The organism is Tissierellales bacterium, from assembly GCA_025210965.1.
Taxonomy (GTDB): domain Bacteria; phylum Bacillota; class Clostridia; order Tissierellales; family JAOAQY01; genus JAOAQY01.
In genome coordinates this window covers 1-18,512 of the sequence record JAOAQY010000215.1, presented here as the reverse complement: position 1 = coordinate 18,512, position 18,512 = coordinate 1, and the positions used below count along the sequence as shown (strand labels likewise).

General features: G+C 33.1%; 14 protein-coding genes and 1 pseudogene. 9 read left to right on the top strand and 6 right to left on the bottom strand.

Going from position 1 to position 18,512, the window contains the following annotated elements:
- Positions 1-10: 10 nt before the first annotated feature.
- Positions 11-1,067, top strand: a protein-coding gene (gene prfB / locus N4A40_15655) for a peptide chain release factor 2 (GenBank protein ID MCT4663292.1) whose coding sequence is annotated in 2 segments (ribosomal slippage) — positions 11-46 and positions 48-1,067 — 1,056 coding nt in all. Because the reading frame shifts where the segments join, the coding sequence is not laid out codon by codon here.
- Between the two features lie 6 nt (positions 1,068-1,073).
- Here prfB and N4A40_15650 read toward each other — a convergent pair.
- The 6 genes and pseudogenes from N4A40_15650 to N4A40_15625 form a co-directional block, all read right to left on the bottom strand.
- Complete coding sequence (locus N4A40_15650; protein ID MCT4663291.1) at positions 1,074-1,517, bottom strand: YaaR family protein; 444 nt, start codon at positions 1,515-1,517, stop codon at positions 1,074-1,076.
- A 91-nt stretch (positions 1,518-1,608) separates the two neighbouring features.
- Positions 1,609-1,983: a flagellin gene (locus N4A40_15645; GenBank protein ID MCT4663290.1), complete on the bottom strand. Its 375-nt coding sequence runs from the start codon at positions 1,981-1,983 to the stop codon at positions 1,609-1,611.
- A gap of 1,353 nt (positions 1,984-3,336) precedes the next feature.
- Positions 3,337-3,750: pseudogene (locus N4A40_15640) on the bottom strand (flagellin protein FlaA).
- Positions 3,751-3,791: 41 nt separating this feature from the next.
- Positions 3,792-4,205 carry a flagellar export chaperone FliS gene (fliS, locus tag N4A40_15635; GenBank protein MCT4663289.1) on the bottom strand — a complete coding sequence of 138 codons (414 nt, stop codon included), beginning with the start codon at positions 4,203-4,205 and terminating at the stop codon, positions 3,792-3,794.
- A gap of 84 nt (positions 4,206-4,289) precedes the next feature.
- On the bottom strand, positions 4,290-4,589 hold the full coding sequence (locus tag N4A40_15630) for an EscU/YscU/HrcU family type III secretion system export apparatus switch protein (GenBank protein MCT4663288.1): 300 nt from the start codon (positions 4,587-4,589) through the stop codon (positions 4,290-4,292).
- The gene (locus N4A40_15625) at positions 4,586-8,869 is read right to left on the bottom strand and encodes a hypothetical protein (protein ID MCT4663287.1); all 4,284 of its coding nucleotides are present in this window, start codon (positions 8,867-8,869) and stop codon (positions 4,586-4,588) included. The genes N4A40_15630 and N4A40_15625 overlap by 4 nt, the downstream gene beginning before the upstream one ends.
- Before the next feature lie 612 nt (positions 8,870-9,481).
- Here N4A40_15625 and N4A40_15620 point away from each other — a divergent pair.
- The 8 genes from N4A40_15620 to N4A40_15585 all read left to right on the top strand — a co-directional run bounded on the left by N4A40_15620 (position 9,482) and on the right by N4A40_15585 (position 18,432).
- A complete protein-coding gene (locus tag N4A40_15620) occupies positions 9,482-10,060 on the top strand; it encodes a helix-turn-helix domain-containing protein (GenBank protein MCT4663286.1) in 579 nt (192 codons plus the stop codon).
- Positions 10,061-10,143: 83 nt separating this feature from the next.
- Positions 10,144-12,318 (top strand): RNA-binding transcriptional accessory protein, encoded by a 2,175-nt coding sequence (locus N4A40_15615; protein MCT4663285.1) that lies wholly within the window; start codon positions 10,144-10,146, stop codon positions 12,316-12,318.
- A gap of 167 nt (positions 12,319-12,485) precedes the next feature.
- Positions 12,486-12,893, top strand: a complete 408-nt coding sequence (locus tag N4A40_15610; GenBank protein ID MCT4663284.1) for a DUF5684 domain-containing protein — start codon at positions 12,486-12,488, stop codon at positions 12,891-12,893.
- A gap of 340 nt (positions 12,894-13,233) precedes the next feature.
- Positions 13,234-14,097: a tRNA 2-thiocytidine biosynthesis protein TtcA gene (locus tag N4A40_15605; protein ID MCT4663283.1), complete on the top strand. Its 864-nt coding sequence runs from the start codon at positions 13,234-13,236 to the stop codon at positions 14,095-14,097.
- 258 nt (positions 14,098-14,355) lie between these two features.
- Positions 14,356-15,021 (top strand): hypothetical protein, encoded by a 666-nt coding sequence (locus N4A40_15600; protein MCT4663282.1) that lies wholly within the window; start codon positions 14,356-14,358, stop codon positions 15,019-15,021.
- Positions 15,022-15,042: 21 nt separating this feature from the next.
- Positions 15,043-16,038 carry a GGGtGRT protein gene (locus N4A40_15595; protein MCT4663281.1) on the top strand — a complete coding sequence of 332 codons (996 nt, stop codon included), beginning with the start codon at positions 15,043-15,045 and terminating at the stop codon, positions 16,036-16,038.
- A gap of 236 nt (positions 16,039-16,274) precedes the next feature.
- On the top strand, positions 16,275-16,946 hold the full coding sequence (locus N4A40_15590; GenBank protein ID MCT4663280.1) for a response regulator transcription factor: 672 nt from the start codon (positions 16,275-16,277) through the stop codon (positions 16,944-16,946).
- A complete protein-coding gene (locus N4A40_15585; GenBank protein MCT4663279.1) occupies positions 16,939-18,432 on the top strand; it encodes a HAMP domain-containing histidine kinase in 1,494 nt (497 codons plus the stop codon). Before N4A40_15590 ends, N4A40_15585 begins: the two co-directional genes overlap by 8 nt.
- Positions 18,433-18,512: the final 80 nt, after the last annotated feature.

Sequence of the window (18,512 nt, the reverse complement as noted above, 5' to 3'; positions counted from 1 at the left end):
GCTTCCAGATATGGAGGCGAGTATCAATGATATAGAGGTGAGTCTTTGACTTACCTCATCTTGAACAATTGATAGTAGAATTTGAAGAAAAAATGGTAAAAGAAGATTTTTGGTCAGACAATGACAAGGCTCAGAAAATTATTGCTGAAAGCAATATTCTTAAAGAGAAAAGGGCGATGGCTCAGAATCTCAAAGAGTCATATGAAAATCTTTTGGTATCTTTAGAATTTGCTGAGGAAGACGACGATATGAAAGTAGAGAGTATAAAGGAGTTTAAAGCCTTAGAAAAAGAACTCCAACGAGTTAAGCTTGAAATACTGTTATCAGGAGAATTTGATAGGAATAATGCTATACTCACAATACATCCTGGAGTGGGAGGCAAAGATGCTCAAGAATGGGCTGAAATGCTACTTAGAATGTATAAAAGATGGTCAGAGAGCAAAGGGTTTAAAGTGAAGACTTTGGACTTTCTAAACGATACTGAAGGCGGTATAAAGTGGGTTACACTAAGTGTTAGTGGGCCAAATGCATATGGATATTTGAAACCTGAAAAGGGAGTTCATAGACTCATAAGATTATCGCCATTTGATTCGTCAGGAAAGAGACATACATCGTTTGCATCGGTTGAAGTAGTGCCTGAATTAGATGGAGAGATAGAAATAAATATCAATCCTGTAGATCTTAGAATAGATACGTATAGGTCGAGTGGAGCCGGTGGTCAGCACGTAAATACTACAGATTCTGCTATTAGAATTACTCATATTCCAACTGGGATAGTTGTTCAATGTCAAGATCAAAGATCTCAGCATTCGAACAAGGAAGTGGCTATGAAGATGCTTATGGCAAAATTAATAGCTATAAAGGAAATGGAACACAAAGAAAAGATAGAGGATTTGAAGGGAGATTATGGTCAAATTACTTGGGGGTCACAAATTAGGACCTATGTATTCCATCCCTATACCATGGTAAAAGATCACAGAACCAATTTTGAAATTGGAAATGTACAGCAGGTATTAGACGGAGACTTAGATCCTTTCATAAATGAATATCTTAAACAAAATGCCTAAGATACATTAGGTATATATATTGATTAGAAGGCCTTGGATTTCTCCTACGCAAGAGAGGACATCTAGGCCTTTTTTTTCGTTGTCTAAAATTTCATCAGTTAAATCAAGAAGTTTTTCGTCGATTTTTTTTACTATTTTAAATATTTTTGAGCGACCTCCACGTCTAAAACCACCTTGTTTTTCAAGTTTAAGTCCGTGATCGACAGCTTCAGATACAAACTCTTTGACCATTTTTTTGTAATCAATTAGATTTGCTATTGTTTGTTTTTCGGCAAGCTTTTTTCCTTGTTTATCTATGTGATCTAATAATTCATTGAATCTTTCATTTTGGCGATCTTCTCTTTTTTGATTCATCATTTCTTGAAATACGACGCTATCGCCTGATTTTATTTCACCAGCTTTTTGATTACTAGACACACCAGATGATGGTTTTATCTTATCAATTTTCATATAATAATCCACCTTTGCTTAGACTAAGAACACCCCATGGTAATTGCAAAGCCATGGGGTGACATTTATTGTAGTATATTTTTATTTTGGTTTATTGCTGAAGTAATCTCATAATCCCTTGTGGCAATTGATTTGCTTGAGATAACATAGCTGTGGCAGCTTGATTTATTATATTGTCTTTTGTAAATCCAGACATCTCAAGAGCCATATCAGTATCTCTGATTCGAGATTCAGCAGCAGTTAAGTTTTCACGAGTAGCGCCAAGGCTAGTAACGGTATGTTCTAATCTATTTTGATAAGCACCAAGGCTAGAACGCTGTTCTGAAACTTGTTTAATAGCTTGATCTATAAGACGGAATGCTTCGTTAGCACTGTCTGTACTGCTGATTTGAACATCTCTAAGTGTTTTATTAATGTAATTGCCTTCTTTGTCTTTAGCTCCAGAGCCAAGAGAACGAGAGCTCATATCGCCAACATTTACATTCATTATCTGTCCTATATTAGCACCAATTTGAAGATCTAAACCTCTAAATAAATTTGTCATTCCAAGATCAGCAGCTGCTGTAGATTTTTCTTCATCCATTCTTAGTTTGTAATTACTTTTTATAGCAAATCTTTGTTTTGCTTCATCGTATTTTACATCAAATTTATTAGTTCCAGCGATTATATCGTTTAAAAATTTAGCTTTAGATAAATCACTAGAATCAGGATAACCTTTAGCAGTCATTTGACCTGTAGTAAGGTTGTTCACAGCATCTATTAAACTTCCTTGTTTAGCTGTTTTAGCTAATGCAGAGAAGTTAGCAGCCGTAGGATCTGCTACAAATCGTGAGTAAGGAGTACTTTCTTTATCTACTACAAATGATGGTAGACTCGTTGAACCTGTAGTTTTTTCTTTTAAAACTATCTTGCCAGCATGTAGACTCGCTGTAAAGTCAGATCCAGTATCTGCATTTATTGCAGCTATGACATTTGATTGTAGATCTTTTACTTGATCGTCAATAGTAGCGCCAGTTCCAATTCGGAATTCATTAGCACCAGGAGTCGCTGTAGCAGCTACTGCAGTATAAGTTTTATCTCCAACTCTAAGTACATCACCAGGAATTAAGTTTTGAGTGAATACTGCAGAGTACTTAGCAGAAGTCTCGCCAGCTGCACCACCATTTACTATAGTAGGAGCATTTAATCCCATAGCTGATTGAACAGCAGCAGCATCTGCACCAGATACAGTGATACTTAGAGTAGCATCAGTTCCAGCTTCCATAGTTTCTATATTTATCTTACTTCCTGACAATTCAACATATGCAACAGATGACAATTTATTTCCAAACTCATCAACAGCATTGTTATACAAGTTAAGCACATCTTCTTTTGTAGAACTAGAAGAAAGTGATTTTAGAGCTGCATTGTCTACTTTGTAGTCTGTTCCGTTTACTTTTATAGAAACTTCATTTCCTATAGAAGTAAGGTTTAGTGGTGTTACACTGAAATCGGGGATATCAGATGTTCCAGCCATTTTTGCAGTAGATCCTTGTTGATAAGGCTTGTCTACTCCTATACTGATATATTCTTTTTCATTTATGTTTGTATCTACCCCTATGATTTGATTCTTTACATCTTGAGCTAAGTCATGAGCAGTTTTTCCAACTGAACCATCGTAGTCTCTTTGACTCAAATTAGCTGTAATTTTTATATCATCAGCCATAGTCAAGCTCAAAACATTATTTGCATCAAGTCCAGAAGCAACGATGTTTACGTTATTAGTTGGTGATGTGATTTTCACATCGCTAGTTGCATATATTTCATTTGAACTTCTAGCACCATTTAATAAATCCAATTGGTTGAATTCTGTGTTCGCAGAGATTCTATCGATTTCGTCTATTAATTGAGAAACCTCTTTTTGGATTCCTTCACGGTCCTCATTTGTATTTGTATCATTTGATGATTGCACAGCTAGTTCTCTCATACGCTGTAGCATAGAGTGAACTTCTGCAAGCGCTCCTTCTGATGTTTGAATTAATGAAATACCATCTAGTGCATTTCTTTCAGCCATCTGTAAACCTCTAATTTGTGAACGCATTTTTTCAGAAATTGCCAAACCAGCAGCATCATCAGCTGCACGATTGATTCGAAGTCCCGAAGATAATTTCTCGAGATGCTTAGTCATCGTTGTTTGGTTCATTGAAAGATTACGATAGGCATTTAAAGCCTGAATATTATGATTGATTCGCATAAACTCTCTCTCCTTTACTATCCATTTCTTTTACTAAACGATTAATAGCCGTAGCCGTCATAAGCAAGTACTTTTTTATTTACACGAGAAGTATCTTCACTGCCTCGTTCGAGAGCTATTTTCCAGCCTTCGCTGATTTCACCTACAATACGTTTTACAATTTTAATCAAAGAAATGTCTTTTTTTAAATTTGCTTGAATAAGGGTTTCCGCACAATAATTGTAGAGGTTGTCAAGCTGATCTGCTAGTGGACCGACCTCGTACTTTAGTCCTGCGCCTAATCGATACAGGATATCATTGCAAGCTTGTATTTTACGGTTTGCCTTAAAATAAGATTTGTGTTCGATCAGATCGCAAGCTTCGTCAAGCTTGTCGATACATGCTTCGTACAGGATACTTGTAAGTTCTTGTGGCATCATTTCGCTAATTTCTTGTTCTGTAAGCTCCTTGTACACTTACTTCACCTCCAAAATTCTTCTCACTAATTCTATCGTCAATCTATAAGTAAATCTTAAGCTTTTTGACTATATTTTCTTTACTCAATACAGTTCACCCTCTAATTCTTCTATGAGAATCAATATTTCAGCTATTACAGAATAGAGCTGAGGGGGAACCGAATCACCAAGGTCTAAATCGATTAGATTTGCGACTAGTGAAGGATCTTCTTGCATTGGAATATTATTTTTTTTTGCTAGCTCTATTATTTTTTCTGCAAGCATACCTTTTCCGTGAGCTTTTACTTCTGGTAGCCCCGAATCAGTATCTCCATACTTTATGGCAACGGCTGATTCACCTTGAACTTCTTTTTTCTTTTTGAAATTAAATTTTTTATAAATCATATCGACCAAGACGCTCCTTTCGTATCAATATTGTAAATCAAATATGGATCATCTTCAGGAGTATTAGATTTATCAGAAACTACTTCACTTTTAAGATTGTTAAAAGAAATATCTTCGATATTATACCCAATTTCTTGGAGATGCATCTTGAACTTTTCTGCATTAGCTTTTGCATTTTCAAGAGAATTAAGATGATTGTTCTTTAGGGTTAATTTTAAATTTCTATTTTTTATTTCGACAAGTATTCCAGTTTCACCAAGTCTAGGAGTGTCTATTAAGAAATATAAATTTGTATTTTCCCAATCAATTCTATCACCATTACGTCTACTATTTAGAAACACTTTTAGCTTCCCTTGTTCCTCACTCAATTGTATAGGAAGTGAGAAATACATCATTTGTTGATTTGAATTATTATCAGCTTTACTTAGTAATTGTTGCCCAGTCGTTTGATCTATTGCTTGTGAAACGGAGCTTGAATCTTTTTCAGACCATTTCAGCAATGCTCCCTTTAGCGTCTCTTCAGCTTGTTTTATAAGTTCTGGATCGTCAGATGCAAGTCCAGATGCTATATCGCTATCGTAATTAAGCCCATTAGAACGGATTAACTCAAATACATTTTTGGAAGATGGTTTAGAGATTGCATTTTTAGTTACATCATATATTAATTCGCGCTCTACTAAGCTTTTTAAATTTTGTCTTTTCAATACTTCTCTTTGAGCAATTACCATATGCATAGCTTTAGATGTTGATGGCTTAAAGACCATTTTGTCTAATTCTTTTTGAACAGAACCTAGAATTTTAGCAGCTTCACTATTTTGTCCTTGCTGTAAAAATTTCTGAGCTTTAGCTAAATCACTTGAAAAACCTATTAGTTTTCGCTCAGTTTTCATGTCAGTGTATAATAGAAGCTCACTTTTATTTAGCATTTTATCAAATTTCGCTATGGCTTTTTCGAGAGTTTCTTTAGTATGACGATGTATAGGCTGTCTTGTGCTTTCGGCTAACTGCTTTATGGAGTTTATGGTAGTTGATAAGTCACGTTTCATCGATGCAAAATCTTTTTCTACTTTTTTCATTTTTTCAGTGATAGTTGTTACTATAAAATCTTTAGTCCCTATATCTAAAGGATTTAGAATTTCTTTTATTTCTGGTGAAGCTAAAATATTATCAGAATCAGAAACTTGATTTGAAGGATTATCGAATTTTTTATCAATTTCTTCAGCTTTAGACTTATCAACTTTAAGAGATTCACTTTCAGACTTAAATTTATTTTCTACATCATTGATTTCTTTTAGAGATTTACCCACAGCTCTTTGACTATATCCAAGCTTTGCACTTTGAGAACCAGATTTTAGAATAGAAGAAAGTTTCTCTTTTATTTCATCGGGAAATGGCAAACTATCAAGTGTGTTTTGAGCTTTTTTGAAACCCTGTGGCTCATTCAAATCAGATTTTATTTGTTCAAATCCTTTAGATAAATCTATTGGATTATTTAAATTATCTTCATTAGCTGACAAATTAGAAAAATTTTCTATATCTAGTTTCAAATTATCGATAGTATCTATAAGTGTAGATTTAAAGGATTCAAATGTTTCATTGTCGATCGATTGAAGATTTTGTACATACTTAATATTTTCTTCTAAAGCTTTTATCATCGTATTTATAGCTGTTGAGTCCATATTTTTACCTGATAGTATCTGTGCTTTTTCTAAGGCATTTGAAATAGAGTCTAATATCGATTGCTGATCTGAAGTTATAGCTTTTGAAATTGCTGATAGATCTATAGATTCAAGAGAATCATGATTTCTGATATTACTTAGCTGATTGGTTAGTACTTTTTCTAAGCTTGGCAATTGCTGGTGTATCAAATCGCCAATATCTAGCCTAGCTTTGTTAACAGCTTCGTTTATCATTTCGATTTTTTGTTCAGGAGATGTAAAATTTTGATCAGATGCATCTAGCATATTTTCTAAATTTCTTATAATTTCAGTTGCTTTTCTAGATATCAAATCATTTTCACCTTGTTTTATGACATCTATGGTTTCATTTAATTGAAGATTTACCTGAAGTAATTTAGATAAACTATCAATTGTGGTTTGAATTTTTGAATGAAAACTAGGGTCTAATTTAGCAGATTGGTGAATTTGTCTTATAGTCAAGGCATCATTTAATTTAGAATTTAAGGGGCTAGTTTTAGTACTTACTTTGTCCGATATCAAATCAGAGGAGCTATCTTTATTAGCAATTATTTTAGATTTAGAAGCTTCACTATCGGCTGGTTTAAATCTATAATCCGAGGAACTAGTTTCGCTATCGACTGGTTTAGACCTAGAATCCGAAGAACTGGTTTCACTATCGACAACTTTAGAGATAGAATCTAAATTACTAACTTCTTTGGTCAAAACTTTAAAATTTGATTTTGAAGTACCATTTTCAATATTATTTGCGTTAGTATTTGTTTTTGTGATTTTTGATTCTAAATTTGAATTACTTGAATCAACTATTTTAGTAGCGGTGCTGCTCTCTTTATGTTGGTGCTCAAGTATTGGCTTTAGTTCCGATTTTAGCTGTTTTAGTACGTTGTTTAAAGGTATTTCAGCTTGACGTCTAAGACCAAATTGACTTAAATTTTTAGCTTTATTTAGAGAGAGCGCAATTTTGTTCTTTAAACTTTTTTGTATGGGTTCAGGAATGTCTTTATGAGTTAATAGTTTTTCTTCTATCAAATTTATAGTTTTTTTCACATTTTTACTTTCATTAAAAGTAGATTCAATTTCATTTAGTGTAGCATTTAGAGGTATTTTTGATCTTACGTCGACATTGTCATCAATAGTGCTCATTTTATTTAGATTATTATAGAGATTCTTTAATTCATCTTGAAAAGCAGAACGAAGCCATTTTTTTACTGGTAGAGTTTCATTACTATTTTTCAAAATATCATCGAATTTTGATTTTATTTCTTCAAGAGATTTGCTACTTTCAAGTGAAGTTTTTAAAGTATCAACCAATTTAGAAAGTCTTTCATGATTTTCGAGCGAGATTGATTTTTCAGTTTCTACATTGATTTTAGATTCGGCAAATTCTATTAAAGTGTCAGCTACTTGTTCGAGTTTTGATAGTGCTACTGCCGGCTTTCCAATGGAATCAAGAGTTTTTAGTGGTTCTAATAAATCTATTGATTTTTTTATAATTTCATCTTTAAATTCTTGAGATATTGTTATATCCTTAGAAAAATTTTCTCTTATGGAGTTTTCAAAAACACTTAATTCTTTTGAGTGCAAGGCCGAATCTTTAGCAGCAACTATTTCTGATTTAATCCAATCTGTGGAAATTTTTAAATTTGTAGCATTTTGCTCTAATTGCTGTTTAACTTCGGATACTCTTAGTTCAGATAAGGACTTTACAACATTTAGAGCATCGGATTTTGATTCTATATTATTTATAGATATTTTAGCGGATTCAAAATTTCTTTTTGGTAGTTCTTTTATACTTGCTTCTAAAAGTTTCTCTTTTATGATTTTAATATTTGGAGATTCTTCAGATAGAAGACGTGCCTTTATGTTACTGAATTTAGGTTCTAGATTCTTGTAAGATTCTTCTACTTCTCTTGTCAAAATTTTATTTTCTAAAATTTTACTTTCAGAAACAATAGATTCTAATTCTTTAGTTACATCTGATATTAGTGCTTTTAAAGTATTAGTATTTTCAACTAATTCATTCCTAGCAGGTGGATTATTTAGAGCTTTGTGTATTTTTTCGCTAAATACATTTTCTAGAGGTAGTCCTTTTTTATGCGTCATAAGCAAAGTTATGATTTTTTTATCTATAGAACCAGAAGCTTCATTTATGAATTTCGAAATATGATTTAAATTATCAGCAGAAAGCTTTACACCGTTATCTTTTAGAACTGATAACGCTTTCAAAATTTCCGGACTAGATTTGATATTTTGGTTTTGAAGAGCTGTTTCTATAGAAACATTTTGAGTATCATTATTAATAGTATTTGATGATTCAAATCCCTTTATAGGGTCTATTATCAATGTTTTTTCACCAGAGCTAGACTCTTGTATTTCAATTAGCTTGAATGAAAAATTTTCAGTTTCAGGCAGAGGTTTTTCAGAACGAACTCGATAACTATTAGAGCCTACTTTTACTTCAGCTTCATTTTCTGATATTTTATCTACTATTTCGCCGCGCATTAGTTGTTCGCTTGATTTTACTTTTCCTGATGTTATATTTTGAATTTGATTTGTTATTTTCATAGAATCTTGAATAGACATACACTTTTCCTCCTAAATCTTCTATTAATATTATCGGAAGAATTGATAGAATAATCAATGGATATATGTAGATTTTGATTTGTGTTTTCAGAAGTGGAGAAAAACTAGGAAGTGGTGAAATAAAAAAAGAATATCCGGGGGAGGACATTCTTTAATCTTCGCTCGCAGAGGGGTCTGCTAAGCGGAATATAGTAAGACATCAGCGGCAACTTTAGTCTTACATTAACCATGCTAAGGTTTCTTGTTATGGACACCTTTATAATCTCAAATGGAGATGACACAATGTCAACAGATAAAAATAATTTTTTTTTTAATAAATAAAATGAAACGTTGGGTCGACCTCATGTTTTTTGAGTGAAAACAAGTAAACATTATAAATTATTGATGATAAATTTCGAAAATAACGGAGAGATCTTGAATTATGATTAAAATATAAGGCTTTTAACGGCAAAGAAAAGCATTCTAAAGTAAAATAAAGGAAAAAGGATGTGTGAAAAGAAATTGATGAGGTTTTATATGCATTAAATTAGGGACAGGAAAACTAAGTGGTTTCCTGTTTTTTTTAGCTTAGAGAATGATAAGTATTATTGATTGTGATATTTGTAGGAGGGAGTGGAAAAAATTATGAAAATTGGTGAAAAAATAAAGGCAATGAGGTTGAACAAACAGCTAAAGCAGATTGATTTAGCAAAAAAAGCGCATATATCGAATACGTATTTATCAGACATTGAATTAGGTAGGGTGAATCCGTCTTTACAGACACTAGAAAAAATATCCACAGCACTCGAGGTAGACTCTAAACTGCTCTTTGATAAAAAAATAGATAGTGAAACAGATATAGAGCAGTACATGAATTATAAAAAATTTATGTTTTTTTTTAATCACATACAAGAGGGAATAATAGTTATGGATATTTCAGGTAATATTTTGGAAGTAAATGCTAAATTTTGTGAAATGACGGGTTTTGTAAAGAAAAATCTAATTGGAAATAGTTTGAAGAAATATATTTGTCCAATGAATTATTGGAAAGTTAGAGATTTGGTTTATAAGAACTATCATAATAAAATTATATTTGAAGAAGAACTTTATAAAAAAGAGGATAAAGAAGTGGTTTGTTTTAGAATAAATTTACAAAAAATTAAGTCATCTAGCGAAGAGTATTTGATAGCATTTGTGGAAAAGCAATTATGATTAGAATACATTTTCAGAAAAAAATGACTCAAGGGTAAGCCTATGTTATAATGAAGGGTAATTGTGAATAAGGGGGATTTTTTATGACAATAGTGGAGCAATTGATTAAAGAACTTGGTTTGCAAAAAGTTCAAGTTGAAAATGTTATTACGATGATAGACGAAGGTAGTACGATTCCATTCATTGCGAGATATAGGAAAGAGCAGACTGGTGAGATGGATGATCAACAACTTCGAAAATTCGATGAGAGATTGACCTATCTTCGAAATCTTGAAAGCAGAAAAGAAGAAGTAATGAGAATCATAGCAGAACAAGAAAAATTGACACCAGAGCTAAAAAAAGCGATAGAGATGGCTCAAAACCTTCAGCGTGTAGAGGACTTATATCTTCCTTATAAGAAAAAGAAAAGAACTAGGGCCACTATAGCTAAAGAAAAAGGTTTAGAACCATTAGCAGATATTATTTGGATTCAAGATAAAAATACAGTATTGTCAGAAGAGGCAAAAAAATTCATAGATATAGAAAAAGAGATATTGAGTGAAGAAGAGGCAATAAAAGGCGCGGAAGATATACTAGCAGAAAGAATATCTGATACTGCTGATTACAGAGATGCACTTAGAAAAATTATGTATAACCAAGGTTTAGTGCAATCAAAAGCATCCAAAAAAGAGGAAGAATCAGTATACGAGATGTATTATGATTATAGTGAACCTGTAAATAAGATTGTAAATCACAGGATATTAGCACTAAATAGGGGCGAAAAAGAAAAGTTATTGAAAGTAAAAATTGAATTGGACGAGGAGATTGCAATAAATTATATTTCAAGACAAATAATTAAGCAGTCAAATGTAGATATTGAGAAGGCAATGGATGAAGTAGTTAGAGATAGCTATAAAAGACTCATACAGCCTTCGATTGAGAGAGAACTAAGAAAAGCTCTTTCAGAAAGGGCAGAGGAAAGTGCAATTGAAATTTTTGCTCAGAATTTGAAGCCATTGTTGCTTCAAGCGCCAGTTAAGGATACAGTATGTCTATCTTGTGACCCTGGTTTTGCACATGGTTGTAAGTTAGCGGTTATAGATGGAACTGGAAAACTTTTAGATAATGCAGTAATTTATCCTGTAGAGCCTAGAAAGAGATTAGAACAAGCTGAGGCAACTGTTAGAGGTTTTATAGAAAAATATAATGTGAAGCTCATTGCTATTGGAAATGGAACTGCATCTAGAGAGACAGAATCTTTTATAGCACAATTATTGGCCAAAATAGATAGAGAAGTTTACTATACAATAGTAAGTGAATCAGGAGCATCTGTATATTCGGCTTCAAAATTAGCTTCGGAGGAATATCCTGACTTAGATGTAGAGACGAGAGGTGCTATATCTATAGGACGAAGATTACAAGATCCACTAGCAGAATTGGTGAAGATAGATCCGAAGGCAATTGGGGTTGGGCAATATCAACATGATGTAAATCAAAAACAATTGGGAGAATCACTTAGTATAGTTGTAGAAGATTGTGTAAATCATGTGGGTGTAGACTTAAATACTGCATCTCCATCACTTTTGACTTATATATCTGGTATAAATAAGACGATTGCAAAAAATGTAGTAGAATACAGAGAAGAGAACGGTAAGTTTAAAAATAGAAAGGAACTATTGAAAGTTCCGAGGCTTGGAAAGAAAGCTTTTGAGCAATGTGCAGGATTTTTAAGAATATCAGATGGAGCTATAGTGTTTGACAATACATCAGTACACCCTGAATCGTATTCGGCAGCAGAGCAATTGATAAAAGTACTTGGATATACTGAAGAAGAACTGCGAAGTGGTAAGCTTCAGGATATTGAAACTAAGATATTGTTAAGGACGAAGTCAAAGACATTATCAGAGGCTACAAAGATAATGGCAGAAGAGCTTAATGTTGGTGCCCCAACATTAAAAGACATAGTAGCAGAGATAAAAAAACCTGGAAGAGATCCAAGAGATGAGATGCCAAAACCAGTATTTAGAAGTGATGTATTGTCTCTTAAAGATTTAAAAGAAGGCATGGTTATGAAGGGAACTGTTAGAAATGTGGTTGATTTTGGTGCTTTTGTGGATATAGGAGTACATGATGACGGACTTGTCCACATTTCGCAGCTAGCAAACAAGTATGTGAAACATCCATTGGATATAGTTTCTGTAGGCGATGTTGTCGATGTAAAGATAATAGAATTGGATATAAAGAAAAAGAGAATTGCGCTTACTATGAAAGATGTATAAATCATGACTTGTATTGTTTTAAACTTATTCTCAGCGATGTGTTAAGTACATGAGAGCGTTTTCTCGAAACAAAACCATAAAAATTTATTAAAATTTAGTAAAACATGTATTATATTCAAAAAAATAAGTTATAATTGTTAGTAAATAAACTTAAAGGAGGTGAAATAATGACTTCGAATACAGCAGAATTGATGGGTGGATTATTTGCTTCAGGTTTTTTCATGTTTTTCATGATTGTGTTTTATGTGATCAATGCATTGACGTACTATAAAATTGCTGAAAAAGCTGGGCTTGATAACGCTTGGATTGCATTTATTCCGTTTTTACAATTTATTATTATGTTCCATGTTATAGATAAGAGTGCTTGGTGGTTACTTATATATATAGTACCATTTGTAAATGTTATAGCATCTATTATATTTATGTATCAATTCATGGACAGTTTTGAAATTCCTGGAGTGATAATAATATTGTCATTCTTCGTGCCATTTCTTATGCAAGGTATTTTCTTGTATATGGCATTTTCAGGAAATTGTGCTTACAAGAGAACAAATCGTTTCCAAGTTAAATACTAAATTTGACATGGAAGTGAGAGTTCCGTATTTTATAATTATGTGAGCGTGTTTAACTAAACAAAGATATGTTGACTGCTTTGAAGAATGCATAAATAAGCAATTGATATATTGGGAATAAAAAAAGATATATAGACTGCGTATTTAACTTTTTTAGAAGGAAAAATATGCAGTCTATTTTTATGTAGTTTTTTCAGCGCAGTGCGAAACTATCACGCCTTTGGGCGCCGGGAGTTTTCACAATTGTTTTTGTAGTGCAATAAGTTCTTTACATATTTACAGGAATTATATAAAATAGAAACATTGAAAACGTGTAGCGGTGAATTTTTTAAGGAGTGAAGATATGTCAGAGAAGACTATTGCGAGTAATGGATGCCCTATTTTTGTACCAACATCTGAAAGACGTCCACTAAGAGAAATTGAAAAGAGTTTGACAAAAAAATTTAGAAGACAATTATGGTCGAAATTTATAAAGGGGATAAAAGAATTTAATCTAATAGAGCCGGGAGATAAGGTTGCAGTTGCAATTTCAGGTGGTAAAGATAGTTTGGTTATGGGTAAACTATTTCAGGAATTAGTAAAGCATAAGTTAGTTGATTTTGAAATAGTACTTTTGACTATGGATCCGGGGTATCACCCAGATATAAGAGAATTGCATGAGGAGAACTGTGATATTTTAAATCTCCATGCTCATATATACGAGTCTAAATTGTTTAATGTTGTTGGTGAAATTGCAGGAGATATGCCGTGCTATATGTGTGCACGTATGAGAAGAGGTAACCTCTATGCTAAAGCTCAAGAGCTTGGATGTAACAAACTTGCTCTTGGCCACCACTTTGATGACGTAATAGAAACTAATTTATTAAATGTGTTGTATGCAGGTTGTTTTAAAACGATGATGCCGAAGATAAAAGCTCAAAATTTTGAAAATATGGAGCTCATAAGACCCATGATATATATTAGAGAAGATGACATTATAAAGTGGGCAGATTATTGTGGGATAACACCGCTAAATTGTGCTTGTATGGTTGCGGCTAAGAAAATATCTGGTAAGCGATATGAGGTAAAGGATCTGATAAAAAAACTTAAGGAAGATAATCCTACAGTTGAGCAAAATATATTTAAGTCAGCTATGAATGTAGAGCTAGGGGCTATACTAGGATATAAAAAGGATGGGAAACACCATAGTTTTTTAGAAAATTATTAGATATTTGTCGGTCAAAGTGTGTAAATACTGGGGTATTTGCACACTTGTTTTTTTGTTCACAGGGAAACCCTTTACTTCTAAAAACACCGTAGGCAAGCTAGATAAAGTGTGGTACAATAAAAAAGTCAGTGAAAAATTCACTACGAGTCGTTAACAAGGCTATTGGACAGATATACAAAATTTAGTTGACGATAAGAGGTTAAGCAGTATGTTATAGAAAGGGGTATTGTGATGATTTATTCAACAGAAGTACAAAACATGTGTCCTGTTGCGAAAGGTGCTAACCATCCATCAGCGCCAATCCCAGAAGAAGGTAAATGGGTAAGAGCAAAGGAAGTAACAGATATTTCAGGTTTAACACACGGGGTAGGCTGGTGTGCACCACAGCAAGGAGCCTGTAAATTGACATTGAATGTAAAAGATGGAATCATTCAAGAAGCTTTAGTGGAGACTATCGGATGTTCTGGTATGACTCACTCGGCAGCAATGGCTTCAGAAATCTTACCAGGTAAGACTATTTTAGAAGCGCTTAATACAGATTTAGTATGTGATGCGATCAATACAGCGATGAGAGAATTATTCCTTCAAATCGTTTATGGACGTACACAAACAGCTTTCTCAGAAGGCGGATTGCCAGTAGGAGCAGGTCTTGAAGATTTAGGTAAAGGACTTCGTTCACAAGTAGGTACAATGTATGGAACTCTAGAAAAGGGACCACGTTACCTAGAAATGGCAGAAGGTTATGTAACAAACGTTGCATTAGATGAAAATGACGAAATTATTGGATACAAATTCGTTCACCTTGGAAAGATGATGGAAATGATCGCTAAGGGTGAAGAAGCAGCTGCAGCAATGGAAAAAGCAACTGGTCAATACGGTCGTTTCGACGATGCAGTAAGAGTAATTGATCCACGTCATAAATAATCTAAGAGAGGAGGCAATATAATGGCATTATTTGAAAGTTACGAAAGAAGAATAGATAAAATAAATGAAGTATTAAAGGCAAATGGGATTGCTTCATTAGAAGAGGCAAAGAAAATTTGTGATGATAAAGGTATAGATGTACATGAGATAGTAAAATCAGTACAACCAATTTGTTTTGAAAATGCATGTTGGGCATACACTATGGGTGCTGCAATTGCAATAAAAAGAGGAATTACAAAAGCGGCAGAGGCTGCAAGCGTTGTCGGGGAAGGCTTACAAGCATTTTGTATTCCAGGTTCGGTAGCAGATCAAAGAGATGTAGGAATTGGTCATGGTAATTTAGCAGCTATGCTTCTTAGAGAAGAAACAAAGTGTTTTGCGTTCTTAGCAGGACATGAATCATTTGCAGCAGCTGAAGGTGCTATTGGTATAGCTAGATCAGCTAATAAAGTTAGACAAGAACCACTTAGAGTTATATTAAATGGTCTTGGAAAAGATGCTGCTCTTATCATTTCTAGAATCAATGGATTTACTTATGTGAGAACAGAGTTTGACTATGATTCAGGAGAAGTAAAAGTTGTAAAAGAGACTTCATACTCAAAAGGTGAAAGAGCAAAAGTAAAATGTTATGGTGCAGACGATGTTCGTGAAGGTGTTGCTATAATGCATAGAGAAGGCGTAGATGTATCTATAACTGGAAACTCTACAAACCCAACTCGTTTCCAACACCCAGTTGCTGGAACGTACAAAAAAGAATGTCTTGAGCAAGGCAAAAAATATTTCTCAGTAGCATCAGGTGGTGGAACTGGTAGAACTCTTCACCCAGATAATATGGCTGCAGGTCCAGCTTCATATGGTATGACTGATACTATGGGAAGAATGCACTCAGATGCACAATTTGCAGGATCATCATCAGTACCAGCTCACGTTGAAATGATGGGATTCTTGGGAATGGGTAACAATCCAATGGTTGGTGCAACAGTTGCAGTTGCAGTTGCTATTGAAGAAGCTAAATAAGCTTAGCTGACTTTAATAAATTATAAATTTATAGCTTTCAAATCTTGATGTCATTTAATCATATATGTTAATTGGCAGAGATTTGAAAGCTTTTTATTTGGGGAAATTAGATGTATTATCACATAATTTCACACAATGTTTTGAAAAAATAGCGATAAGTTCATGCTATACTAGGTTAAAAGATACAATGCGGGTATCATGTACATAAAATTATATTTTAGTTTTGGGAGGGTAATATGTATACGATTTATCTAGTTGATGATGAGAAAAATTTAAATGATCTTCTAACATTTCACCTCAAAAATGAAGGGTGGAATATAAGGAGCTTTTACTCTGGTATGGAAGCTTTGGATCATATTCAAGACGAAGTTGATTTGTGGGTATTGGATATAATGATGCCTCAAATAGATGGATATACTCTTATAAAAAAAGTAAAAGAACACCATTCAGATGTTCCAGTTATATTTATTTCAGCTAGAGACAGTGATATAGATAGGGTCGTTGGACTTGAATTTGGCAGTGAAGATTATATTACTAAGCCGTTTTTGCCTAGAGAGTTGATACTTAGAATAAAAAAAATCTTGGAGAGAGCAAATGGCAATGGCAAAACTTCTGAGAATAAAATCATAGGGAGTAATTGCGAAATATTATATGACAATAGGCTTGTAAGGAAAAATGGACAAAGTATAGAACTTACTTCTAAAGAATATGACTTGGTTGAAGTTTTTACAAAAAATGCAAATAAAGCATTTTCACGAGAAGAATTACTTGATTTGGTTTGGGGAAGAGATTATTTTGGAAGCGATAGAGTTGTTGATGACTTAGTCAGAAGGGTTAGAAAAAAATTACCTGAATTTGAATTAGAGACTGTTTATGGTTACGGTTATAGGTGGTGTGGATATGAGTAAAAAATCTATATTTACTAGATTTTTAGCGAGTTTTTTGGTCATAACAAGTATATTTTTACTAATTACTGGTGTATTTTTTTATAAATATATAAACGGATATTTTTACAACGAAAGCTATAAGATAATAAAATCATCACAGGACACTAATTTACAATTATATGAGACATTTTTAGGGAAATTAAAGTACAATCAACTGAATGAAACTGAGAAACGTTTGAAATCAAATTATGACCAAGATGAAGCGAACGATGAAAGAATAAAAAAGAAATTAGAATATGCACTTAAATTAGAGGCTAGTCCTAGAGTACTGAAAGATAAAAGAGCTGTAAGTCATACCTTCTTTTGGATTGATGATAAGGGAAAATTACGATGGATAAATCAATTGCCAGTAGCTGCTCAAAAATATGCAGGAAAACTAATCAAAAAAATAGAAGATAATGAAGAATACTTGAAAAAAGAAGGAAATTTCGAGTATTTAGTAGGCAATCAGACGTTACTCTATAGTATAGGTGAAATTACAAAACATAGTGAAACTCATGAAAAGGCACATTGGCTAGATAATCAGAAAATATATGTAGTTTCTAGCATGTGGAGTAGATATTCTAAAGAAGCTACCAGTAGTTTTTTTGTAGCGTATATAATGTTAGCTATTGTATTTATAAGTGTAGTTAGTTTGATGGTGGGTTATTTTAGTAAGAGAATGAAGAATAAATTTAAAGAATTAGAAAAAAATGCTGAAAAAATAGGAAATCGTGAATGGGAAGATGAATTGATTTTAGATGATAAGTATGAATTTGGAAGGTTATCAGTTATCATGGATAGTGTTCGCTTGCAACTAAATGAATATGATCAGCAGCAAAAACATCAATTTCATGCGATTTCACATGAACTGAAAACACCAATTATGGTCATAAAGGGATATCTAGATAGTATAGTAAGAGGATTGTACCCAAAAGGTAATTTAGAGAGTTCACTTGAAATAGTAGGTCAAGAAACTGACAAGCTTGAAAATATGGTTAAAAATATATTGTATTTAAATAAAATGGACTATTTGAGCAAACGCAAGGATACTATTTCTAAAATAGAAATAAAGCCATTGATACAAGAAGCTGTTGATCGATTTGAGATAGTGAGATCTGAATTGAAGTGGGATATGGTTTTAGAACAAATGCCTGCAAGAGGGACGAAAGAACAGTGGACATTTATACTTGATAATATACTTAGCAATCAAGTGAGATATGCAAAAACAAGAGTGAATATAAGATGGCAATTTGGCGAACTAATAATAGAGAATGATGGAAGACCGATAGAGGTGGATTTAATAGATAAAATATTTGAACCGTTTCACAAAGGAATAGATGGACAAACTGGTTTAGGGCTTTCAATAGTTAAAAGATTGCTTGAAGTAAATGGTTATAAAATAGAGGTGAAGAATCAGGAAAGCTGTGTGGTTTTTAGAATATCAGACTCTTTAGTAAACGATTAATGTAATGCTGATGTTGATGAAATTTTCTATAATCAAGAGTGAATTGAGAGAAGTGTATTACATTACACTTCTCTTTTTTT